Raw genomic sequence first — 21889 nt, forward strand, 5'->3', positions numbered from 1 at the left:
AGGACTTCCGTCGGAGGGCCGTGGACTTTTGCTTGACAGGGTTCAAAAGTGTCACATAGCGTCCTTCAGCGTGTCCACCAGTGCGCGCAAGCTCCGGGTCGGGATCGTCGGCGGCGGCTTCATGGGCCGCGTCCACGGCAGGTCTGCGCTGGTCGCTGGCGCCCAGGTGGTCGGCGCGATCGGATCGACACCCGAACGCGCCGAGGCGGCCGCGGAGGCGACCGGCGCCGATCGCGGGTACGCCGATCTCGACGAGCTGCTCGCCGCCGACATCGACGTGGTCCATGTCTGTACGCCGAACAACACGCACCTCCCGGTGACGCTGCAGGCGCTCGAAGCCGGCAAGCACGTGGTCTGCGAGAAGCCGCTCGCGACCTCGGTCCAGGACGCTGCCGGACTGCACGCCGCGGCCCTCGAGACCGAGCGGGTCGGGACGGTCCCGTTCGTCTACCGCTACCACCCAATGGTTCGCGAGCTCCGCACCCGGATCGCCGAGGGTGAGGCCGGTGTGATCACCAGCCTGCACGGGTCGTACCTGCAGGACTGGCTTGCGGGCGAGGACGACCAGAACTGGCGGGTGGACGACGAGGCCGGCGGCCCGTCGCGGACCTTTGCCGACATCGGGTCGCACTGGTGCGACCTGACCGAGTTCGTCACCGGCGACCGGATCGCCGCGATCAGCGCCCAGCTGCGGACCGTTCGCTCGAACCGTGGCGGCGTCGAGGTCCGCACCGAGGACCTTGCGACCGCGCAGTTCCGGACCGAGGCCGGAGTCGTCGGCACGATCGTTGTCAGCCAGGTCGCGGCCGGCCGGAAGAACCGCCTCTACCTCGAGGTCTCCGGGACCGAGTCGAGCTTCGGCTTCGACCAGGAGGACCCCGACCGGCTGTGGGTCGGCCGCCGTACCGCCTCGCAGGTGCTGACCAGGGATCCCGAGACGCTGAGCCCGCCCGCGGCGCGGGTGAACCGGCTTCCGGCCGGGCATGTGCAGGGGTACCAGGACGCTTTCGACAGCTTCGTCGCCGACAGCTATGCCGCCGTACTGGGTGACCGCCCGGACGGCCTGCCCGATTTCGCCGCCGGAGCGCGGTCCGCCCGGCTGGTCGACGCCGTGCTGCGGTCGGCCGCCGCGGACAGCGCCTGGATCACCGTCGAGAACTCTTAGGAGCCAGTCAGATGCCACGTCCGATCACGTTGTTCACCGGTCAGTGGGCCGACCTGCCGTTCGAGGAGGTCTGCCAGTTCGCCTCCGAAGCGGGGTACGACGGTGTCGAGATCGCCTGCTCGGGTGATCACTTCGACGTCCAGCAGGCGGTCGAGGACGACTCCTACGTCCAGGGGAGGCACGACATCCTGGCCAAGTACAACCTGCAGGTGTTCGCGATCTCGAACCACCTGGTCGGCCAGGCGGTCTGCGACGACCCGATCGACTTCCGGCACCAGGCGATCGTGCCGTCGCGGGTGTGGGGCGACGGCGATCCCGAAGGGGTGCGGCAGCGTGCCGCCGAGGACCTGAAGAACACAGCGCGGGCCGCGGCCAAGCTCGGCGTGAACACGGTGATCGGCTTCACCGGGTCGTCGATCTGGCAGTACGTCGCGATGTTCCCGCCGGTGCCGGCCGAGCGGATCGCGGCCGGCTACCAGGACTTCGCCGACCGCTGGAACCCGATCCTGGACGTCTTCGACGAGGTCGGCGTGCGGTTCGCGCACGAGGTGCACCCGTCCGAGATCGCCTACGACTACTGGACCACCCAGCTCACCCTGGAGGCGATCGGCCACCGCGAGGCGTTCGGCCTGAACTGGGACCCGAGCCACATGGTTTGGCAGGACATCGACCCGGTCGCGTTCCTGTGGGACTTCAAGGACCGGATCTACCACGTCGACTGCAAGGACACCCGGATGCGGGTCGGCGGCGGCCGCAACGGCCGGCTCGGCTCGCACCTGCCGTGGGGCGACCCGCGGCGCGGCTGGGACTTCTACTCGACCGGTCACGGCGACGTGAAGTGGGAGGACTGCTTCCGGGTGCTGAACTCCATCGGGTACGACGGCCCGATCTCGGTCGAGTGGGAGGACGCCGGGATGGAGCGCAAGGTCGGCGCCGCCGAAGCCGTCAACGTGATCCGGGCGCTCGCCTTCGACAAGCCCGCGGCGGCCTTCGACGCGGCCTTCTCGACGGACAAGTAGGCCGTCAGCGCATCCCGAACTGCTGCCACTCGGGCTCGATCAAGGCGACGACCCGCTCCTGCTCGCGCGGGTAGGGCTGGCCGATGTACTTCGCCGCAAGCTGGTCCACGAGTTCCCAGGCCGCGTCGCCGTCGAGCCACTCGACGACGCGGCCGCGGACGATCACCGGCTCGAACGGGTTGTCGAGCGGCGTCAGCGACAGGGCGACTCGCGGATCGCGCCGCAGGTTGCGGGCCTTCCGCGAGTCCGGCCCGGTGAGGAACGCGATGCGCTCGCCCACCGGCATGACCCACAGCGGAACGGAGTGCGGCGCGCCGTCGGGCAGCACAGTGGCCAGGTGGCCGACCGCAGTCGTCTCGAGCACACGGCGTACGTCGGGGTTCAGCATGGCAATCAGCTCCTAGCGAGGGTTGGTTCCGAGCCAGCCGACGAAGTCGGCGACTGCGGTGGCGGTGTCGAAGCGCGGCGTGAAGCCGGTGTCGGCGGTCAGCCGAGTGATGTCGAGGTACGGCTCAAGTTGGCCGCCCGATGTCAACGGGACCTGTGCCCCCGGTACGGCGGCCTCGAGTGCGGTGGCGAACTCGTGATTGGCGACCGGACGGCCGCTGGACACGTTGTAGGTGTCGTGGTTCAGGGTCGGGACGGTCATGAGGAGCGCGATCGCCCGGCCCGCGTCCGGCACGTAGCAGCGGTCGCCACCGTCGTCGCCGTACACCTGCGGCCGCTCGCCTCCGCGGACAACAGCGGTGATGAGCGAGGGGATCGGATAAAACGGCGACGTCGGGTCGCCCAGCGGGCCCCAGATGGTTCCGAGCCGCAGGATGACAGGCTGTACGGCGCTGCCCGCCAATGCCTGTTGGGTGAGCGGCTCGGCCGCCTCCTTGAAAGCCAGGATCGGGTTGTCGAGCGTCATCGCCGGCAGCGCGAGTTCCTCATGCCAGCTGGACTCCGGGCGGCCGATGTACAGACCGATGCTGCTGGCGACCGCGAACCGCCGTACCTGCCACGCGCGAGCGGCTTCGAGGGCGTTGTAGAGGCCGGTCGTGTTGCTGCGCAGGAACTCGACAGGATCGGCGATCGACGCGCCCGTGGGGGAGGGCGCGAACGACGGACGCGGGGCCGCGAGGTGCACGATTCCGGTGATCTCGTGGCGCTTGCCGAGGTCGAGGAACGCATCGCGATCGGTGACATCCAGCTGTTCGACGATGACTCGGCCGGCCAGGAAGGACGGGACGTCTACGCTGTGGTGGCTGGTGACGACAACCTCCTCGCCGAGGTCGAGCAACGCCTGAGCGGTGTGCGCGCCGATCATCCCGAGGCCGCCGGTGACGAGGATCATCGCTGCACCTCGTAGTGCAGGTGGGTCACGCCCGGCGCCGGTACGACGTCGATCAGACGCAGCCGGATGTGGTCGGGCAGGTCCTGGAAGTACGGGCGGCCGCCGCCGAGCAGGATCGGCACCTGGTGGAGGACCAGTTCGTCGACCAGGCCGGCCTGCAGGGCAGCGGTCACGACGCCGCCGCCCATCAGCGCGACATCCTTGTCGCCGGCAACCTTCTTGGCGGCCGCGACCGCGTCCTCGATCCCGGTGGTGACGATCGTCTGGCGGTCGCTCGCCTCCGGCGCCGGCCGATGGGTGACGACGACGAGCGGCGCCGTCGGGTGCGGGCTGCCGCCGCCGAAGTTTTCGGAGTCGTCGTACGTGTTGCGCCCGGCGAGGGAGGCGCCGACCCGGGCGGCGAGGGTGTCGAAGAGCCGGGCGCTCGGCTCGCTGAGCTTGAAGCCGTCCATCACCTGGCTGGCGGTGTCGCCGTCGAAGTACCAGTCGAAGAGCATCCCGCCGTCGCCGAGCCCGTGTCCTGGTCGCGGGTCACGACCGGTGATGTAGCCGTCGACCGAGACCGATAGTGCGCTGAAGACCTTGCTCATCGCCGTCCTCCGGTTTGGGGTTCCTTGAAGAGACTCCACGACCGTAGCAGTTAGAGTTCCGTAAGGGAACCCCAACTGTTAGGCTCATGGCATGCAACGCACGAACTTCGGTGAGCTGGTCTGCTCGATCGCGCGCACCCTCGACGTGATCGGGGAGCCGTGGTCGCCACTCATCCTGCGCGACGTGTGGGTCGGGATGCGCCGGTTCGACGAGCTCCAGGCGGACCTCAAGATCTCCCGCAAGGTGCTCACCGAGCGGCTCCAGCACCTGGTCGGCCACGGCGTGCTCGAGCGCCGTCCGTACGACAACCGCCCGCGGTACGAGTACCACCTGACCGAGAAGGGCACCGAGCTCGTCGACCTGCTCATGGTCATGAAGGGCTGGGGTGACAAGTGGCTGGCGGGCGAGGCCGGACCGCCGGTTCTCTACCGCCATCACGCCTGCGGCGAGATCGCCGACGTCGACCTCCACTGCACTCACTGCGACAAGCCCATGCATGCGAACGACGTCGACATCCTCCCCGGCCCCGCCGCTATGTGGTGAGCTGCTGAAGCCGGTGGCGGATGAGGCCGTCGAGCCGCTGCCACGCCGGCGATGACGCGTTGACGGTGCTCTGCAGGAGTTGGGGGATGGCGGTGCCCGTCGATTGCCCAGGCAGGTTGCCGGGGTCGTAGCGCTGGACCGTCGCCTCGACGATGCGGTCGGCGAGCTCGGGCAGCGCGGGGTCGGCCGGGTCGAGGTCGTGGGCCTGGTCGTAGGCGAGGTAGAGCGCTTCGAGCGCCGGGTCGGTGAGTGCTTCGGCTTGATCGCGGAAGAGGTCGCCGGCGATCTCCGGGTGCGTCGCGTAGACGACGATCCACAGGTCACGTTCCAACTCGACCCAGCGGCGGGTGAATCCACGCTTCTCGAGCTGCTGGAGGTGGCTCTCCACGTCGATCGGCAGCAGCCGGATGTCGCCGGCCGCCAATTTCCGCAGTCGGCGCTGAGTGTCCCGCAGGCCCCGGATCCGCGCGGTCAGCTCGGCGTCGATCTGCTGCAGCGCCTCGCCGAGATCCGTCTGGTCGAGGTCGCGGATCCGCGCGAGCGGTACGCCGGCCTCGGCCAAGGTCCTGATCCGGACCAGGTCGACGACCGCTTGGGCGCCGTACCGGCGATACCCGGAGGCATCGCGTTCGGGCTCGGGGAGGAGGCCTTTGGCGTGGTAGACGCGCACGGTCTTGGTCGACACCCCGACGTACCGGGCGAGCTGTCCGATGGTGAGCACACAGTCATTGTTGACCTTGCCCCTGGGGCAATGTTCAAGGATCGAGGTATGACGGACTGGGAGACTCTTCGGGCGTTGGCTGACGAGGGGAACGAGAAGGCGATGGATCGGCTGGCGGACCTGGCCGACGAGCGTGGTGACGTCGAGGCGCTGAGCGAGTTGCTGGACGAGGGGTGTGAGCGGGCGGGGGAGCACCTCACGCGTCGGGCGGTCGCCGCCAACGACCTACTGGAGCTTCAGCGGATCTCCGACGCCGGGTACGGCGAGGCCGGCGAGGCGCTCGACCGGCTCCTTGGCTAGGCGGGGGCGGAGGCCGAACCAGACGAGTACGACGCAGGCGAGGGTCAGTACGACGTCGACCGCCAGCGCGAGCTGAGTCCCCGCGAGGTGGGTGGCTTGCGTCGCGGCGATGGCGGCGAGGACCGGCGTGCCGACCGTGCCGCCGACCTCCTGGGTCATCGACGTCAGACCACTCGCCAGGCCCTGCTCCTCGTCTGCGACACCCGCCGTACCGGTCACCGTGTAGGCGACGATCGCGGCCACGTGCCCGTAGAACCCGATGAACAGCGCCGGAATCAGCACCACGAGCGCGATCACCCGGTCGGTGCCGAGGAACACCAGCGGCAGTGTCGCCAGGCCCTGCACGGCCATGCTCACGGTCAGGACGGTGCGGTAGCCGAAGCGCCCGATGATGCGTCCGGCAACCACTCCGGCGAACACCGACGCCACCCCGGGGATGCCGAAGACCAGACCTGTCGCGAGCGGTGACAGGCCGAGTGTCTGCTGCAGGTAGAGCGTGGTCAGGAAGATCATCGCAGGCTCCATCGAGCAGACCACCAGACCCGCGAAGTTGCCCCACGTCACCGACGGCCGTCGCAGGATGTGCACCGGGACCAGCGGTGCGGCCGATCGCCGCTCGATCCGCCAGAACGCCACCAGGAGCAGTACACCGACGATCGCCGTCGGAAGGCTTCGCTCGATCACGGCGTAGATCACGGCCAGCAGACCGCCGGTCACCGTCACCGCACCAGGTACGTCGAGACGCGTCCGCACGGCCGCCTTGCTCTCCGCAATCACGAACGGCGCCAGCACCAGAACGGTCAGCACGACCGGCACGTTGATGAAGAACGCCGCCCGCCATCCCAGCAGGCTCACCAGCGCACCGCCGACCAGAGCGCCGACCGCGAAGCCCGCGGACAGCAGCGCACCCCGCAGACCCAACACCCGCTCACGCTTCGATCCGTCGAAGGTCGTGGTCAGCAACGACAACGACGTGGGCAGGGCCATCGCGGTCGCCAAGCCTTGCAGCACTCGCGCGGTCAACAGTTGCTCAGCGCTCGTCGACAGACCGCCAAGCACGGACGCGCAGGCCAACAGAACCATGCCGGCCAGGAACAGCCGCCGCCGGCCGAAGTAGTCCGCCAGTCGCCCGAACAGCAAGGCGAACCCCGCCGCAGGCAGCGCGAACGCCGAGGTGATCCACGCCAGCCCGTCCGGCCCCAGCCCGACGCCCGCACCGGCCTGCGGCAACGCGACGTTCAGGATCGAGAAGTCGACGGACAGCATGAACCCGGCGCCGAGCAGCACCAGCAGGACCACGCGTTGGCGTGCACTGAACATGAGACGCTCCACCTCTTTAGCAACCGTTGGGTTGCAACTCTATAGCAGCCATTCGGTTGCGTCAAAGGAGCTGGTTGGACCGTCTGTGGGGGAGTGAGGTTGTCAGCTCACCCGGGAGCGGCTGCGCGTGCGCAGTACCGGGGCGAAGATCGCGAGACCGGTCGCGAGCACGGTGACCACCAGGAACGAGATCGTCAGGCTGCTGGCCTGCGCGATCCCGCCGATGATCGACGGCGCCACCAGTCCGGAGGCGTAGGTGATCGTCGCGACGCCCGCAATCGCGTGGCTCGCGTTGGCGCCGGTACGCCCCGCCGCGGCGAAGGCGAGTGGTACGACGACCGCGATGCCGATCCCGATCAGTCCGAAGCCGGCCATCGCCATCGCCGGGTTCTGGGCCACCACGACCAGGACGCCGCCTGCCGTCGCGATCACGCCACTCCACCGCACCGTCCGTACGGCGCCGTACCGGTCGATCACCGCATCGCCGCTGATCCGGGCGATCGCCATCGTCAACGCGAAGCCCGTGGTCGCCGCAGCAGCCACGCCCGCCGAACTGTCGAGGACGTCGTGCAGGTAGATGGCCGACCAGTCCAGGCTGGCGCCCTCCGCGAAGACCGCGCAGAACCCGACCGCCCCGATCAGCAACGCCGACCGCGGCGGCAAGGCGAACCTCGCCGGCGGCTCCTCGTCGTCCGCGGGATGCAGGTTCAGCACGAACTGACACACGACAAGACCGATGACCGTCAGGACGGCGGCCGCCAGGGCGTGATGGAGTTGCGCGCTCATCCCGGTGTGGGCGGCGACTGTTCCGACGGCCGACCCGATCAGTGCGCCGACGCTCCACATGCCGTGCAGGCCGGACATGATCGATCTGTCGAGCCGGTGCTCGACCTCGACGCCGAGCGCGTTCATCGCGACATCGGCCATGCCTGCTGTGCCGCCGTACACCAGCAAAGCCGCGCACAGGGTGGGCAGGTTGGGGGCGAGCGACGGCAGGACGAGTGCGAGCGTCCAGAGCGCGAGCAGGACGCGGAGGGCGTTGCGGGTGCCCAGGGTGTGGCTGACGCGGGCGGCGAGCGGCATCATCAGCGCCGCGCCGAGCGCCGGGAACGCGAGCGCGAGCCCGAGTTGGCCGGCCGAGACCCCGGAGTGTTCCTGGATCCAGGGCACCCGGGTCGCGAAAGATCCCGTCACCGCGCCGTGCACACAGAAGACGGCTGCCACCGCATACCTCGACCGCGCGACCAGGTCAGCCACAGGCAAACACTCACTTTGTTTGATCGAACATCCGGATGGTAGCTTTCTGCGCGTGAGGAGTGCAGAACGGCACCAAGTGATCGTAGAACGACTGCGCAGGGTGGACCGAGTGACGGTCCAGGAACTGGTCGACGCCACCGAGGCATCCGACATGACGGTCCGTCGCGACCTCGACTTCCTGGCCGCTCAAGGCGTGCTGAAGCGGGTCCACGGCGGAGCTGTGTCCGCGATGCCGTCGGGCGTCGAGCCGCCGTACTCGCTGCGCGCCCAGGCTGCTGTCGCGGCCAAGCAGGCCATTGCCGCGGCCGCGGTCGAGCACATCCATGACGGCGAGACGATCGTGCTCGACAGCGGGACGACGGCGCTCGAGGTGGCCAAGCTCCTGCACGATCGCGCGATCACTGTGATGCCGCTGTCGCTGCACATCGCCAACGAGTTGGCCGAAGCGCCGCGGATCCGGCTGCTGATGCCCGGCGGTGAGGCGCGCAAGGGCGAGCTGGCCCTGGTCGGCCCGCTGACCGTTGCGTCGCTCCGGGCGCTGCGGTTCGACCTCGCCGTACTCAGCCCTTGCGCCTTCAGCCTCGACGCCGGGCTCACCGCCTTCGACCTCGGCGACGCCGAGGTCAAGCAGGCAGCGCTCGAGGTCGCCACCCGCACGATGGTGCTTGCCGACGGCGCCAAGTGGGACCGCGCCGCGCTGGCGTACGTGTGCCCGGCCGACCGGCCGGACCTGATCATCACCGACCCGACCGCCCCGGAGGACCAGAGGACGATGCTTGCCCAACGTGGAGTTCTGGTTGAGGTGACCTCTTGACCGCTACCGATCTGCGTCCGCAGACCGCACCGCCAAGAGCCGCCCGCATCGCCACCTGGACCTACTTCGGCCTCAACGGTTTCGCCGTCGGCATGTGGGTTGTCCACATCCCCAGCATCGAGCACGCCACCGGGATCACGCACAGCACGCTCGGGCTGCTGCTGCTCGCCCTGGGCGGCGCCGCCTTCCTCGGCATGCAGGTCGCCGGACCGCTCGCAGACCGTCTCGGCCAGCGCCGCCTGGTCCCGGCCACCGGTGTTCTGCTCGGCCTCGCCCTGCCCTGGCCCGGATTCGCCGAGAACTGGTGGACCCTCGGCCTCGCGTTGATGGCGCTCGGGTTCGCCAACGGCTCGATCGATGTCGGGATGAACGCCCAGGCCGTGGTCGTCGAACGCGGCTACCCGCGCCCGATCATGGCTGCGTTCCACGCGATGTGGTCGATCGGTGGGGCCTTCGCCGCGCTGATCGGGGCCGCCACCCTGCGGGCCGAGGTGCCGACCAAGGTCACGCTCGGCCTGGCCGGCGTCCTGTGTGTCGTCGTGTCGCTGGTCGTGAGCCGATTCCTGCTCGAGGCCACGCCCGAAGAGCACGAGGAGCAGGAGGAGCGCGCGAAACCCCCGGCCAAGCTGGTATGGGCGCTCGGCGGCCTCGCCTTCGGCCTGATGCTCGCGGAGGGTGTCGCCAACGACTGGGCCGCCCTCCAGTTCCGCGACGTCCTCGACACCTCGGTCAGTACGGCGGCCTACGCGTACGGCGCCTTCGCCGTCGCGATGACAGTCGGGCGCTTCCTCACCGACCGGGTCGCGGCCGTGGTCGGCCCGGCGGCCATCGTCCGCTATGGCGCCGCGATGGCGGCGATAGGGCTCACCATCGTGATCGTCGTACCTTGGGTGCCGGTCGGGCTCTTCGGCTGGGCGTTGTTCGGCCTCGGCCTGGCCGGTGGTGTGCCGCAACTCTTCACCGCCGCCGGCAACCTCGACCCGCGCGCGTCCGGTGCGTTGATGGCACGTGTCGTCGGACTCGGGTACGTCGGCCTGCTCGCCGGGCCGGCGTTGATCGGCGGACTCGCGCACTGGATGCCGCTGAACATCGCGTTCATCCTGCCGGTGGTGCTGTGCGTGCTGACGTTCTTCGGCGCGCCGGTGCTCAAGTCAAGGTCTTGAGGGCCTGCTCGAGATCGGCCCACAGGTCGTCCGGGTGCTCGATCCCGACGGCCAGCCGGATCAGGTCGTCCGGGATCGTCGGCACCTCGATCGGCCAGCGGCGACGACGCTCGAGCATCGACTCGACGCCACCGAGGCTGGTCGCGTGCACCCAGAGCGCCGTACTCTCGCAGACCCGTTGAGCGCCCTCGGCTTCGCCGCCGAGCTCGAACGACAGGATCGCGCCGAAGCCGGACATCTGGGCGGCGGCTCTGGCGTGACCCGGGTCATCCGGCAGGCCCGGGTATCGCACGCGGCTGACGCGCGGGTGCTCTCGCAGTCGCTCGGCCAGGAAGGCTGCGTTGGACTGGGCGCGCTCCAGTCTCAGGGCGAGCGTTCGCAGGCCCCTGAGGGCTAGCCAGGCCTCCATCGGTCCGGGGATCGCCCCGAGGCTGCGTCTGCGGAGCTCGATCGCGTTCCAGAGGTCGTCGTCGGCGGTGACGACCGCGCCGAGGACGACGTCGGAGTGGCCGGCGATGAACTTCGTTGCCGAGTGCATCACGACGTCGGCGCCGTACTTCAGCGGCTGCTGGAGAAGCGGGGTCGCAAACGTGTTGTCGACGACGACCGACGCACCGGCTCGGCGTCCCGCTGCGGAGAGCGCGGGCAGGTCGGCGACCTCCATCGCCGGGTTGGTCGGCGACTCGATCCACAACATGTCCGCGCCGACGGTCGCCGCGATGACGGCGTCGGTGTCAGCGACGTTCACCCGCTCGACGGTGAGGCGGTTGGTTGCCGCCTGCTGGTCGAGCAACGCGAGTACGCCGGAGTACGCGTGCTGCGGCGCCACCACCTTCCCGCCGACGGGCACCAGGTCGACGATCGCCGCCACCGCCGCCATCCCGGACGCAAACGTCAGCCCCCGACCGCCCTCGAGCTCACCCAGCGTCTCCTCGAGCGCGACCCACGAGTCGTTCCCGAACCGCCCATACCCCCGGTCTCCACCAGCCACATACGTAGAACTGAACACCGGCGACTGATTCACCGGTGCGTTCGGCACCCGCTCAGGTCGGCCGGCATGCACCACAACAGTGGACGGATCGAGATCAGAGCTCATACCGGAATTCTCCCGACACGACCGCACCCCGAGTCGAGCGGCCCCCACCCCAGAGCCCGATTCCGCCGGCGCCGAAGGTCAGCTGCCGGAGACGTTCACCGCCGGAAGGGGGATGCCGCCACCTCGAAGAAGCTTCATGGCCCGGCGGGCCAGCGGCTTCACCTCGGTGGTGCCCGGGTTCTCCACCCACAGCCGGACGACTGTCTCGATGATGTTCATCGCGATGCCGGCCGACAGCGCGGCCGTGAACTCGACGGATTGCGGATCGTCGCCGGGCAGGCGCCGTACCAGCTCGTCGGTCAGCTCGTTGCGGAAGCGCCAGATCATCTCGTTCAGGTGAGCGCTCACCGACGCCGTCTGCGCGGCCAGGTCGAACACTGCCCGCACCCGGTCCGGGTTGCTTTCGAGCTGCTCGAGCACCCGCTCGATCACCGACTGCAGGCCGTCCGGCAGGTCCACCTCGGGCTGCTCGCGGAACCACGCGACCGCGCCCAGCAGGCAGTCCTCGACGAACTCCAGGACGAGTGTCTCCTTGGTCGGGAAGTACCGGTACAGCGTGCTCGGTCCGACCTCGGCGGCCGCGGCGATCTGTTCCACCGTGGTCCGGCCGAAGCCGTGGTCGGTGAACAGCTCGAACGCCTTGTCCGCGATCAGCCGGCGGGTCCGCTCCCGCTTGAGTTCGCGCAGTCCCATCTCCACCTCCGCGGGCAGAGTACCGGTTCCGGCGTGTCATGGATGCTTCTGCCATATGGTATTCACTACCAAAATCTGGCTGAAGGGATCGCCCCGATGACCTTCCCGATGACGCGCCCGTCCGGCTGCCCGTTCGACCCCGAGTCAAGCTGCAGGAGGTGTTCATCCGGCTGTACACCCGGATTCCGACCCTGCGGCTGGCCGTCCCGTTCGAGGAGATCCGCTTCAAGGACAACACCCTCGTGTACGGCGTGACCGACCTGCCCGTCACCTGGGAGTGACCGGACGGCCACGGTCTGTGCGCCACTACGGATCGAGATCTGAAGAGCTCTTTACCGAACCCAGGTCGGAACCTGATCGCGAGGCCGCTACAGTCGAGCCGGTGAGTGAGTACTCGAGGGAACAACGAAAGCCCCGTGTCGCCGTGGTCTTCGGCGGCCGGTCGAGCGAGCACGCCATCTCCTGCGTGACCGCGGCCAACGTGCTGCAGGCGATCGACCGGGACAAGTACGACGTGGTACCGGTCGGCATCAGCACCAGCGGCCACTGGGTGCTGGAGAGCGGCGACCCGGAGCGGCTGTCGATCACCGACGGCAAGCTCCCGGAGGTCGACGTGACAGCGATGCCGGTGCTGTTCGGCGCGAACCGCGAGCTCGTGGTCAGCGAACCGGGCCAGGTCCCGAACACGCTCGGCGAGGTCGACGTGGTCTTCCCGCTGCTGCACGGCCCGTGGGGTGAGGACGGCACCATCCAGGGCCTGCTCGAGATGTCGGACATCCGGTACGTCGGCTCCGGCGTCCTGTCCAGCGCGGTCGGCATGGACAAGCACTTCATGAAGGTCGTCTTCCAGGCAGCCGGCCTCGAGGTCACGCCGTACGTCGTCATCCGCGACCGCGACTGGACCCGCGATCCGGAGGCCTGCCGGACTGCGGTCGACGCGCTCGGCTACCCGGTGTTCGTGAAGCCGTGCCGCGGTGGGTCGAGCCTGGGGATCAGCAAGGTCAACAGCCTCGCCGAGCTCGACGACGCCGTCGCCGAGGCGCGGGCGCACGACCCGAAGGTGATCGTCGAGGCGTCCGCGAAGGACCCGCGCGAGATCGAGGTCGGCGTGCTCGGCGGCCTGGACGGCGGCCCGGCCGAGGCCAGCGTCTGCGGTGAGATCGCGGTGTCCGGTGGCGGGCACGACTTCTACGACTTCGAGACCAAGTACCTGCCCGAGGGGGAGGAGTACACCGCCCTGTCGGTTCCCGCCGACCTCCCCGAGGAGATCGCCGCCGAGATCCGCGCCAAGGCCCTGACCGCCTTCGACGCGATCGAGGGCGAGGGGCTGGCCCGTGTCGACTTCTTCCTCGACGCAGACGGTCGGGTCGTCATCAACGAGATCAACACCATGCCCGGCTTCACGCCCACGAGCATGTTCCCTCGCCTCTGGGCCGCCACCGGCGTCGACTACCCCGCGCTGGTCGACCGCCTCCTGACCCTGGCCACCACCCGTCCCACCGGCCTCCGCTAACCCCTGTGCGCTGCTCATAGCCGTCTCGCACGGGCGCGGAGGTAGCGCTGCTGGGGCAGGCTGGTGGTTTGGCTGGCGGCTTCTTCGTACGCGGCCCGCGCCCCCTCCACGTCGCCGGACATTTCCAGGAGGTGGGCGCGGACTGCCGGTAGGCGGTGGTCTGCGCTGAGGCGGTCGTCGGTCTCGATCGTCGCCAATAGTTTGAGGCCGGCGTCAGGCCCCTGAGCCATCGCGACCGCGACCACCTGGTTCAGCGCGACCATCGGGTTGTCGACCTGTTGCAGCAGCACGTCGTACAGCGCCACGATCTGCGCCCAGTCGGTCTCCGCCGCAGTCGGCGCCTCGTCGTGTACGGCGGCGATCGCGGCCTGGAGCTGATAGGGCCCGACAGGTCCACGGGGCAGCGTTGCGGTGATCAACTCGACTCCTTCCTGAATCAGCTCCGGTATCCACAGCGATCGGTCCTGCTCGTCCATCGGGACCAGCTCGCCGAGCGGACTGGTCCGGGCCGGTCGTCGGGCGTCGGTCAGCAGCATCAGCGCCAGCAATCCCGCGACCTCGCCGTCGTCAGGCAGCAGTCGATGCAGCATCCGCGCCAACCGGATCCCCTCCGCCGCCAACTCCACCCGCTGCAGGCTCGGCCCCGTCGTACTCGAGTAGCCCTCGTTGAAGATCAGGTACACGACCTTCAACACCGCGCCCAGCCGCTCGTCCCGGTCCGCCGGCAGGGCGAACCGGGCGCCACTGTCCTTCACGCTCGCCTTGGCCCGGCTGATCCGCCGCGTTATCGTCGCCTCCGGCACCAGGAACGCCCGCGCGATCTCCGTTGTCGTGAGACCGCCGACCGCCCGGAGTGTCAGCGCGATCTGCGAAGCCGGCGACAACGACGGATGGCAACACATGAACAGCAGGACCAGTGTGTCGTCGGTGTCCGCCACCGGCTCACTGGGACCGGTCGCCCACTGCGCTACCCGGTCCTCGCGCCGCTGACGGGCCTGCTCACGGCGAAGTAGATCCGTCAGCCGGCGCGAAGCAACCGTGATCAACCAGCCCCGAGGACTGTCCGGGACCCCGTCCACCGGCCACTGCTGCGCCGCGGCCAGCAAGGCCTCCTGCACCGCGTCCTCCGCGGTGTCGAAGTGCCCGAACCGCCGCACGAGCGCTCCGAGCACCTGCGGAGTGAGCTCGCGGAGCAGATCCTCTAGAGCCACGGCCATGATCGATCAGTCCGCGATCTCGCCGCGGCCCTCGATGATCGGCCGGATGTCGGCGTACGCGGTCGCCCGGACGAACTCCGGCGCCGGGGTGTCGCCGAGCCGGGCCGCGATCTCGGTCGCCCGGTCGAACGACTCGCACTCGACGATCCAGTACCCGGCGAGCACCTCCTGGGTCTCGGCGTACGGCCCGTCGGTGACGACCGCGGCGCCGTCCTTCGAACCCAGCCGCCGGGTGTGCACCGGCGCCGCGAGCCCGCGCGTCTCGACCAGCTCGCCGGACTCGATCAGGTCGTTGTTGAACTTCTCCATGAAGGCGCCCATCGCCGCGAAGTCCTCCGCGCTCCAGGCCGGCTTCCCGGTGTCCTTGCCCGCCATCCCGTCGTAGTCCTGCTGCGACGCGTAGGTGAGGATCATGTACTTCATCGCAATCTCCCGTCGTCCAGGGCGCCACCGCGGCGCCGCTCGCCTGGTACGTCGCCCCCGCCGGATCGAACCGGACACCGTCGACGAACATTTTCGGTCTCGACGGGAGTATGCAGTTGTCAGGTGCAGGGAGTAACGAGTTTGTTGTACCTGTGGACAGCGTCGGAGACGTCGGTCAGGGCGTTCGCTTCCGGGGCGTACTTCGACGGGACCGCGACCTCGAGGTAAAGCTGGCGGCCGATGGTGGTGAAGATGAAACCGTTCCCGACTTCCTTCGCGAACCAGCCAACGCCGTTGACCTCGAAGCACTGCGACTGCGCCTCGGCCATCCCGGCCGGCGGGTTCACGCCACAGGTCACCTCGATCGGCGGATCGCCGTACGCGGTGGTCAGCGGACTGGCAGGCTCGGTCTTGCGCCGCGGCGCGTCCAGCACCTTCTCCGGCAGCGCCTTCACCAGCGGCTCACAGGCGGCTGCGACCTCGGGAGCGGCAGACGGTACGGCGACGGGTGCGGGACCCGGACTGCACCCGGCCAGCAGGATCAGGCCGAGTGCAGCGAGCAGGACTTTGGGCATGCGAAAGACGGGCGGGACCCCGTGGCGCTCAGATGTGGACGACGGGGCAGGTCAGGGTGCGGGTGATGCCGGGCACGTTCTGGACCTTGGCAACCACCAGCTTGCCGAGCTCGTCGACGTTGCGGGCTTCGGCGCGCACGATCACGTCGTACGGGCCGGTGACGTCCTCGGCCAGGGTGACGCCCTGGACCTCGGCGATCTGTGCCGCGACGTCGGCAGCCTTGCCGACCTCGGTCTGGATCAGGATGTAGGCCTGGACCACCACGTCGTTCTCCACTCAGTCGTCCTCAGCGGGCACCGGCCGTGCTCCGCAGGGGTACTGCGAGACGGCCGGGCGTACTCTTCGTTGCCCGGTCACGGTACCGCCTAGACTCCGGTTGGCGATATGGGAGGTCTGCTGACGTGACAGAGACGTTGGGGAGCACAGGTGAGTTCGGCCTGATCGCGGCCGTCACCAAAGGGCTGTCCACAGGTGAGGACGTCCTGGTCGGGCCCGGCGACGACGCGGCCGTGGTGGCGGTGCCGGACGGCCGGATGGTGATCACGACCGACCTGCTGGTGGAGGGCCGGCACTTCCGCCAGGACTGGTCGTCGGCGTACGACGTGGGCCGCAAGGCAGCCGCGCAGAACCTGGCCGACATCATGGCCATGGGCGCCAGACCGACGTCGCTCGTGGTCGGGTTCGGTGCGCCCGCGGACCTGCCGACCGCATGGGCGCTGGAGCTCAACCAGGGCCTGGTCGACGAGGCGGAGCTGGTCGACGTGAGCATCGTCGGCGGCGACACCGTGCAGTCGGACAAGATCGTCGTCTCGGTGACCGCATTCGGTTCGCTGGACGGCCGTCCGCCGGTGCTGCGCTCTGGCGCGCGCCCGGGTGATGAGGTCGCCTACGTCGGGCGGCTGGGCTGGGCCGAAGCAGGCTGGGCGGTGCTGGCGCGCGGCTTCCGCTCACCACGAGCCGTCGTCGAGGCGCATCGCCGACCGCAACCGCCGTACGCCGAAGGACCTAGGGCCGCTCAGTCCGGTGCGTCGTCGCTGTGTGACGTCAGCGACGGACTGCTGGCCGACTTGGGCCACATAGCCGTGGCGAGCCAGGTGGCGATCGACGTGCACTCGCAGGCGTTGACTGTGCCCGAGCCGCTGCAGGCAGTGGCCGCCGCGACTGGTGTGGACGCGCTCAAGTTCGTCCTGACCGGCGGTGAAGACCATGCGCTGGTCGGTACCTTCGAGCCCGCCGACGTGCCCGAGGGCTGGACCGTCATCGGCTCGGTTGCGGAAGGCAACGAGGACCGCCCGGCCGGAACCGTGACCGTGGACGGAGCGGCGTACGCCGCCGAGTCCGGTCACGCTCACTTCAGGAGTTGAGATGCTGCCCAGAGTGCTGACGATCGCGGGCTCCGACTCCGGCGGCGGCGCCGGGATCCAGGCCGACCTCAAGGCGATGCTGGCCAACGGTGTGCACGGGATGAGTGTGCTGACCGCGATCACCGCGCAGAACAGCCTCGGCGTGCAGGGTGCGTGGGAGCTGCCGGAGGAACAAGTCCGGGCGCAGTTCCGCAGTGTGGTGGACGACATCGGTGTCGACGCGGTCAAGACCGGCATGCTGGCCTCCGCGTCGATGGTCCGGGTGGTCGCTGACCTGCTGCGCACGCTGCCGCCGTCCGTGCCCGTAGTGGTGGACCCCGTGTCGGTGTCGAAGCACGGCGATGCGTTGCTGGCTGCTGATGCGATGGACGCCGTACGGTCGGAGATCGTGCCGCTGGCAACCGTCCTGACACCGAACCTCACCGAGCTCGGACCGGTCGCCGGCATGGAGCTGGAGACCGTGGAGGACCGCGAGCTCGCCGCGAAGCTGCTGCTGGACGCCGGCGCCGACTGGGTGCTCGTCAAGGGCGGCCACGACCCCGGTACGGCGTCTGTCGACGTGCTGCACGGTGATGGGGTGCGCCGGGCCTACAGCGCCGTACGCGCGGACAACAGGCACACGCATGGCACCGGCTGCACGTTGGCCAGCGCGATCGCGTCGTACCTCGCGCGTGGGTACGACGTACCCGGCGCAGTGGGTGCGGCGAAGGAGTACGTGACCGGGGCGATCGCGGCCGGGTTCGCGCTCGGTGGTGGAATCGGTCCGGTCGACCATGCCTGGCGATTTCGAGGGAGCAGCAGTTGAGCAAGCAGCAGCCGCCAGTGGACGGGTACTGCGAGCAGTGCGGGTTCAACTACGACACAGGTGACCTGCAGGGCACAGTGACGTTGCTGATCCGGCAGGCGGCCGACTGCAGCATGGCGCTGACGAAGGCGGCCGCCGGTCCGGACCCGGACGTCGTACGGCTGCGCCCGGAGCCTGAGGTGTGGTCGGCGATCGAGTACGCGTGCCACGTGCGCGACGTACTGGAGGTGCAGCGGCTGCGGATCGCGCAGTGCCTGGCCGAGGACCGGCCGGTGTACGCGCCGATGGACCGGACTGGTCGGGTGAAGCAGGCCAAGTACGAGGACCAGGACCCGATGGAGGTCGCTGCCGCCCTGGTGCGGTTCGCTCGCGAGTTCGGTGCTGCTGCACGGGTGCTTACGCCGCCGCAGTTGGGCAAGCTCGGCCTCTACAACTACCCGGTGCGGGCGCCGCGGACGCTGGGCTGGATCATCCGTCACACCGCGCACGAGATCCAGCACCACCGCCACGACATCACCACGATCCTGGCGAAGGTGGAGCCGCCTATCGTGCCCAAGGCGCCGGCTGAGGAGATCAGCGCCGAAGAGGCTGACGAGGTCAGCGTCGATCAGCCCAGCTAGCGATCGACGGCTCCGTCGTCAGGTGGTCGAGGGCCAGCGCTGCGGCACCACGCAGCGGACCGTCGCTCTGGTACTCGGCTGGCAGGACCGGCGGGGGAGCGGCCCGGTGGAAGGTCATCAGCCCGCCTAGATAGGCCTGCTCGAACGTGGACACAGCGGCGGCTCGGAGTGGGATCGCCAAACCGCCCACCGTGACCACTTCCGGGTCGTGTGCGTTGACCAGACCGGCTATGCCTGTGGCGAGTGCAGTCACCACTCTGGCGACCGCACGGCTCGTAGCACGGTCCGTACGGCGTAGCACGGCCTCTGTGTAGCCGTACGGGTCGGCCGGCTCCGGCTCCTTCAGGTGCCGCGCCAGTGCCCGGCCGTCGATCTCCAGATCCCAGCAGCCGCGCGCACCGCACGGACACTGCCGTCCACGCTCACCGAACGGGATGTGCCCGTACTCACCACCCGCCCCGGACGCACCTTGCGCCGGTACGCCGTCGATCAGCAGCGTGCCGCCGATTCCCACCTCGACGATGAGGTGCAACGCCGTACCCGCACCGGCGGCGGCTCCGGTGCGAGCCTCCGCGACACCGCTCAGCGTTGCGTCGTTGCCGACCAGCAGCGGGAGGCCTGTGACGGTCTGCAGGTCTACTTCGGCCCAGCCGAGGGTGGGTGCCTGCATCAGGCGGTTGTCGCGGATCGTGCCAGCTGCTGCCAGGCTGACGACTTGCAGGCGATCGCCGTACTGCTCCTGCACTTGCTGCACGGCCTTCTGCAGGTTGCCGAGCACCACCTGCGGCCTCCGGCTGCGGTGCCGCTTGGATTGCTGCTCCAGGAACGAGCCGTCCAGTGCGACCACGGCGCTCCGCCAACTGCCCTGCCGCAGCTCCAGCGCAAGCGCCACAGGACCGCGCGGGTGCGCCCGTAGGACAGTCGTGGGCCGACCGCGTCCCTGACTAGGCGCGGGGACCTCGGTGAGCAGTTGCACGTCGCGCAACCGCGCAGCGACCTCAGTCGCCGAGCTGGTGCTCAGCCGTAGCTCCCGCGCGACCGCCGCCCGCGTGATCCCGGGCCGGCGGCTCACCCACGCGAGTACGTCGGCCGCGGTCTGCCACTGCCCCCGCCGGACACCTGTCGTCATGCCATGGTTCTACCTTATGCTCGGAGAACGAGTTTAATGGAGGGGTGATGAGGATCCGCGACATCCGCGCCGTGCTGTTCGACATGGACGGCACGCTGGTCGACTCCGACGCCGCCGTGGAGCGTGCGTGGACGGTCTGGGCGGCGGAGTACGACGTACCGCTGGCCGACGTACTCCCTGCTGCTCACGGCAGCCCGGCGGACTCGACCGTCGCACGCACCCGCCCGGACCTCTCAGCGGCCGAGCAGACGGCAGCCGCGGCCAGGCAGCTGGAGCTCCAGTACGACGACCTGTCCGATGTGACCGCGACTCCGGGTGCCTTCCAGGTGCTCGGTGTGTTGGACCGGCTCGGCCTGCCGTGGGCTGTCGTGACGAGTGCGGACGACCGGCCGGCGAAGGTACGCCTGACTGCGGCCGGCATCTCACCGCCCGTGCTGGTGACCGTCGAGGACATCAGCCGGGGCAAGCCGGACCCTGAGGGGTATCTGCATGCTGCTGAGCTCCTCGGCGTACCGCCGGAGCAGTGCTTGGTCGTGGAGGACGCGACGGTCGGTCTGGAGGCTGGGCGTGCGGCTGGGGCCGTGACTGCCGGCCTGAAGGGGCTGGACGCTGACTTCCGGCTCACCGACCTACACCAGCTTGCTGACATGCTCACCACGGCCCGGACGGAGGGCACGAGGTCTGACGACCTGACTGCCGGATGACCGGGCGGGCAGACGAGATCCGGATCGGGGTCGGGCTCTCGTCCATGGGGTACCTGCTGGCCGGGCTGGGTGCCTGCGTCGCTCTGCTCGCACGGGACCTGAGCGAGTCCACCGGTCGGCTCGCCTTGCTGTCGTCGGCGTTCGCAGTGGGACTCGTTGTGGTCGCTGTGGTGGGCCCGATGCTGTTGCGGTCCTGGGCGCTGATCACTGTGCTGCGCCTTGGGTCGCTGGTGTGCGCGGCCGGAGCTGTGCTGCTGGCACTAGCGCCTGCGTACGGCGTGGCGGTCGCAGGCGGGCTGTGCATCGGACTTGGTGGGGCGCTGCTCGTTCTCGTTGCTCCACTGGTGTTGCACGGTCCTACGGCTGCGTCGCGATTGAGTCGGGTGAATGCGGTCGCCAGTGCGACCGGGATTCTGGCACCGCTGGCGATCGGTGCAGTTGACTCCGTTGGCCCGACGGGTCGGTTGGCGCTGCTGGCCGCCGTACCGCCGCTTGTCGCTCTCGCCGTACTGAAGGGGCCTGTTGACTCGCGCCCTGCTGCGCCGGCTCGTGAATCGAGCGGCACTGCGGCTGCGGCGGTTGCGCTGGGGTGGCTGCGGGTTGTGCTGGCCGTTGGAGTGGAGTTCTGCTTCGTGGTGTGGGCGGTCGCGCGGCTGGCTGCTACGGGCTTGCCGATGGCAACGGCCGCACTGCTGGGTAGTGCGTTCCCGATAGGCATGGCGGTCGGGCGCGCGATCGGCCCGATCCACGTGCGCGGCCTGTCTCCCGTCGTACCCGGCGGCCTGCTCGCGATCGTCGGCACGCTGCTCGTCAGCCTCTTCGACAGCCCCGCCGCAGTCACCCTCGGCCTGGTCCTGGCCGGCACCGGCGTAGCCCCGCTCTACCCAGTCACGCTCGCCGCCCTGGTCGCCATCCCAGGCCCCAACCCCACCCGCCTATCCGCCATCGGCGCCCTAGCCTCCGGCACCGCCATCCTCATCACCCCCGCCACCCTCGCCCTCATGGCTCGCGCCGTCCCCCTCCAGACCGCCTACCTGATCGCCCTGCCCCTGCTAGTCCTCCTGATCGCACTCAGCCCGCGCACACCCCGCCGCAGGCCCAAACGCGCCACCCTGCCAGAGGCCCTCGCCCTATCGCACCAGCCCCCGTCGATCGACGGCCTACCCACCCGAACCGACTAACCACTACCCACAGCAAACCGGCCAGGGCGCCCCAGCCCGCGCCCGCCCAGCGCGGCCCCGCCTGCCCCGCCCGCGCCTGCTTACCGCGGCCCCGTCCGCCCTGTCCGCGCCTGCTTCCCGCGGTACCGTCCGCCCTGCCCGCGCCTGCTTGTTGCTGCCCCGCCCACCCCCGCCCGCGCCTGCTTACCGCGGCCCCGTCCGCCCGTGGTTACTGCGGTCCCGTCCGCCCTGTCCGCGCCTGCTTCCCGCGGTACCGTCCGCCCCGCCCGCGCCCTGTCCCGTCCGGCCGACCCGCCCCGCCGCGTCCGCCGCGCCGCGTCGACCCGCCGCGTCCGC

26 protein-coding genes are annotated in these 21889 nt (G+C 69.6%); 13 read left to right on the forward strand and 13 right to left on the reverse strand.

The window, feature by feature from the left end; translation table 11 throughout:
• The first annotated feature begins 70 nt into the window (after positions 1 to 70).
• Positions 71 to 1165, forward strand: coding sequence for a Gfo/Idh/MocA family oxidoreductase (locus tag AB0H36_RS41940; protein ID WP_360536606.1), 1095 nt, complete (start codon positions 71 to 73; stop codon positions 1163 to 1165).
• Positions 1166 to 1176: 11 nt separating this feature from the next.
• A complete protein-coding gene (locus tag AB0H36_RS41945) occupies positions 1177 to 2184 on the forward strand; it encodes a sugar phosphate isomerase/epimerase family protein (RefSeq protein ID WP_360536608.1) in 1008 nt (335 codons plus the stop codon).
• Positions 2185 to 2188: 4 nt separating this feature from the next.
• On the opposite strand, the gene AB0H36_RS41950 is transcribed toward AB0H36_RS41945, so the two are convergent.
• The 3 genes from AB0H36_RS41950 to AB0H36_RS41960 are packed head-to-tail and all read right to left on the reverse strand — an operon-like array spanning position 2189 to position 4113.
• Positions 2189 to 2572, reverse strand: a complete 384-nt coding sequence (locus tag AB0H36_RS41950; protein WP_360536610.1) for a PPOX class F420-dependent oxidoreductase — start codon at positions 2570 to 2572, stop codon at positions 2189 to 2191.
• Positions 2573 to 2584: 12 nt separating this feature from the next.
• Positions 2585 to 3523: an NAD(P)-dependent oxidoreductase gene (locus tag AB0H36_RS41955; RefSeq protein WP_360536612.1), complete on the reverse strand. Its 939-nt coding sequence runs from the start codon at positions 3521 to 3523 to the stop codon at positions 2585 to 2587.
• Positions 3520 to 4113: a dihydrofolate reductase family protein gene (locus AB0H36_RS41960; protein WP_360536614.1), complete on the reverse strand. Its 594-nt coding sequence runs from the start codon at positions 4111 to 4113 to the stop codon at positions 3520 to 3522. The genes AB0H36_RS41955 and AB0H36_RS41960 overlap by 4 nt, the downstream gene beginning before the upstream one ends.
• Before the next feature lie 91 nt (positions 4114 to 4204).
• On the opposite strand from AB0H36_RS41960, the gene AB0H36_RS41965 reads away from it, so the two are divergent.
• A complete protein-coding gene (locus tag AB0H36_RS41965; protein ID WP_360536616.1) occupies positions 4205 to 4657 on the forward strand; it encodes a helix-turn-helix domain-containing protein in 453 nt (150 codons plus the stop codon).
• On the opposite strand, the gene AB0H36_RS41970 is transcribed toward AB0H36_RS41965, so the two are convergent.
• Positions 4647 to 5378: a MerR family transcriptional regulator gene (locus tag AB0H36_RS41970; RefSeq protein WP_360536618.1), complete on the reverse strand. Its 732-nt coding sequence runs from the start codon at positions 5376 to 5378 to the stop codon at positions 4647 to 4649. The two genes, AB0H36_RS41965 and AB0H36_RS41970, sit on opposite strands and share 11 nt — an antisense overlap.
• A gap of 48 nt (positions 5379 to 5426) precedes the next feature.
• On the opposite strand from AB0H36_RS41970, the gene AB0H36_RS41975 reads away from it, so the two are divergent.
• Positions 5427 to 5678 (forward strand): hypothetical protein, encoded by a 252-nt coding sequence (locus AB0H36_RS41975; protein WP_360536620.1) that lies wholly within the window; start codon positions 5427 to 5429, stop codon positions 5676 to 5678.
• Here the strand turns inward: AB0H36_RS41975 and AB0H36_RS41980 are convergent.
• Together AB0H36_RS41980 and AB0H36_RS41985 are read right to left on the reverse strand one after the other, a co-directional pair.
• Positions 5604 to 6998, reverse strand: coding sequence for an MFS transporter (locus tag AB0H36_RS41980; protein WP_360536622.1), 1395 nt, complete (start codon positions 6996 to 6998; stop codon positions 5604 to 5606). The genes AB0H36_RS41975 and AB0H36_RS41980 overlap by 75 nt on opposite strands.
• Positions 6999 to 7100: 102 nt before the next feature.
• The gene (locus tag AB0H36_RS41985; RefSeq protein ID WP_360536624.1) at positions 7101 to 8255 is read right to left on the reverse strand and encodes an MFS transporter; all 1155 of its coding nucleotides are present in this window, start codon (positions 8253 to 8255) and stop codon (positions 7101 to 7103) included.
• A gap of 76 nt (positions 8256 to 8331) precedes the next feature.
• On the opposite strand from AB0H36_RS41985, the gene AB0H36_RS41990 reads away from it, so the two are divergent.
• Together AB0H36_RS41990 and AB0H36_RS41995 are read left to right on the forward strand one after the other, a co-directional pair.
• Positions 8332 to 9069 (forward strand): DeoR/GlpR family DNA-binding transcription regulator, encoded by a 738-nt coding sequence (locus tag AB0H36_RS41990; RefSeq protein WP_360536626.1) that lies wholly within the window; start codon positions 8332 to 8334, stop codon positions 9067 to 9069.
• Entirely contained in the window at positions 9066 to 10232 is a 1167-nt protein-coding gene (locus AB0H36_RS41995; protein ID WP_360536628.1) for an MFS transporter, read from the forward strand. Before AB0H36_RS41990 ends, AB0H36_RS41995 begins: the two co-directional genes overlap by 4 nt.
• On the opposite strand, the gene AB0H36_RS42000 is transcribed toward AB0H36_RS41995, so the two are convergent.
• Together AB0H36_RS42000 and AB0H36_RS42005 are read right to left on the reverse strand one after the other, a co-directional pair.
• Entirely contained in the window at positions 10216 to 11328 is a 1113-nt protein-coding gene (locus AB0H36_RS42000) for an aminotransferase class I/II-fold pyridoxal phosphate-dependent enzyme (RefSeq protein ID WP_360536630.1), read from the reverse strand. The two genes, AB0H36_RS41995 and AB0H36_RS42000, sit on opposite strands and share 17 nt — an antisense overlap.
• 78 nt (positions 11329 to 11406) lie before the next feature.
• The gene (locus AB0H36_RS42005) at positions 11407 to 12021 is read right to left on the reverse strand and encodes a TetR/AcrR family transcriptional regulator (protein WP_360536632.1); all 615 of its coding nucleotides are present in this window, start codon (positions 12019 to 12021) and stop codon (positions 11407 to 11409) included.
• 158 nt (positions 12022 to 12179) lie between these two features.
• Between AB0H36_RS42005 and AB0H36_RS42010 the strand changes: the two genes are divergently transcribed.
• Together AB0H36_RS42010 and AB0H36_RS42015 are read left to right on the forward strand one after the other, a co-directional pair.
• Positions 12180 to 12302, forward strand: coding sequence for a hypothetical protein (locus tag AB0H36_RS42010; protein WP_360536634.1), 123 nt, complete (start codon positions 12180 to 12182; stop codon positions 12300 to 12302).
• 101 nt (positions 12303 to 12403) lie between these two features.
• Positions 12404 to 13534, forward strand: a complete 1131-nt coding sequence (locus AB0H36_RS42015; protein ID WP_360536636.1) for a D-alanine--D-alanine ligase family protein — start codon at positions 12404 to 12406, stop codon at positions 13532 to 13534.
• Positions 13535 to 13548: 14 nt separating this feature from the next.
• On the opposite strand, the gene AB0H36_RS42020 is transcribed toward AB0H36_RS42015, so the two are convergent.
• The 4 genes from AB0H36_RS42020 to AB0H36_RS42035 all read right to left on the reverse strand — a co-directional run bounded on the left by AB0H36_RS42020 (position 13549) and on the right by AB0H36_RS42035 (position 16011).
• A complete protein-coding gene (locus tag AB0H36_RS42020) occupies positions 13549 to 14751 on the reverse strand; it encodes a sigma-70 family RNA polymerase sigma factor (protein ID WP_360536638.1) in 1203 nt (400 codons plus the stop codon).
• A gap of 6 nt (positions 14752 to 14757) precedes the next feature.
• Positions 14758 to 15174 carry a YciI family protein gene (locus tag AB0H36_RS42025; protein WP_360536640.1) on the reverse strand — a complete coding sequence of 139 codons (417 nt, stop codon included), beginning with the start codon at positions 15172 to 15174 and terminating at the stop codon, positions 14758 to 14760.
• A 119-nt stretch (positions 15175 to 15293) separates the two neighbouring features.
• Positions 15294 to 15749: a DUF3515 domain-containing protein gene (locus AB0H36_RS42030; protein WP_360536642.1), complete on the reverse strand. Its 456-nt coding sequence runs from the start codon at positions 15747 to 15749 to the stop codon at positions 15294 to 15296.
• Positions 15750 to 15777: 28 nt separating this feature from the next.
• A complete protein-coding gene (locus AB0H36_RS42035; protein WP_040455366.1) occupies positions 15778 to 16011 on the reverse strand; it encodes an Lrp/AsnC ligand binding domain-containing protein in 234 nt (77 codons plus the stop codon).
• 140 nt (positions 16012 to 16151) lie between these two features.
• Here AB0H36_RS42035 and AB0H36_RS42040 point away from each other — a divergent pair, with 140 nt between their 5' ends.
• From AB0H36_RS42040 to AB0H36_RS42050, 3 genes are read left to right on the forward strand one after another with little or no spacing between them, the layout of a single operon-like run.
• Positions 16152 to 17114 (forward strand): thiamine-phosphate kinase, encoded by a 963-nt coding sequence (locus AB0H36_RS42040; protein WP_360536644.1) that lies wholly within the window; start codon positions 16152 to 16154, stop codon positions 17112 to 17114.
• 1 nt (position 17115) lies between these two features.
• Positions 17116 to 17919, forward strand: a complete 804-nt coding sequence (gene thiD / locus AB0H36_RS42045; RefSeq protein WP_360536646.1) for a bifunctional hydroxymethylpyrimidine kinase/phosphomethylpyrimidine kinase — start codon at positions 17116 to 17118, stop codon at positions 17917 to 17919.
• Positions 17916 to 18539 carry a DinB family protein gene (locus AB0H36_RS42050; RefSeq protein ID WP_360536648.1) on the forward strand — a complete coding sequence of 208 codons (624 nt, stop codon included), beginning with the start codon at positions 17916 to 17918 and terminating at the stop codon, positions 18537 to 18539. The genes thiD and AB0H36_RS42050 overlap by 4 nt, the downstream gene beginning before the upstream one ends.
• Here AB0H36_RS42050 and AB0H36_RS42055 read toward each other — a convergent pair.
• The gene (locus AB0H36_RS42055; RefSeq protein ID WP_360536650.1) at positions 18517 to 19668 is read right to left on the reverse strand and encodes an ROK family transcriptional regulator; all 1152 of its coding nucleotides are present in this window, start codon (positions 19666 to 19668) and stop codon (positions 18517 to 18519) included. The genes AB0H36_RS42050 and AB0H36_RS42055 overlap by 23 nt on opposite strands.
• 47 nt (positions 19669 to 19715) lie before the next feature.
• Here AB0H36_RS42055 and AB0H36_RS42060 point away from each other — a divergent pair, with 47 nt between their 5' ends.
• Together AB0H36_RS42060 and AB0H36_RS42065 are read left to right on the forward strand one after the other, a co-directional pair.
• A complete protein-coding gene (locus tag AB0H36_RS42060) occupies positions 19716 to 20372 on the forward strand; it encodes an HAD-IA family hydrolase (RefSeq protein WP_360536652.1) in 657 nt (218 codons plus the stop codon).
• Positions 20369 to 21553, forward strand: coding sequence for an MFS transporter (locus tag AB0H36_RS42065; protein WP_360536654.1), 1185 nt, complete (start codon positions 20369 to 20371; stop codon positions 21551 to 21553). Before AB0H36_RS42060 ends, AB0H36_RS42065 begins: the two co-directional genes overlap by 4 nt.
• Positions 21554 to 21889: the final 336 nt, after the last annotated feature.

This window comes from Kribbella sp. NPDC050820 (assembly GCF_040653975.1).
GTDB lineage: Bacteria > Actinomycetota > Actinomycetes > Propionibacteriales > Kribbellaceae > Kribbella.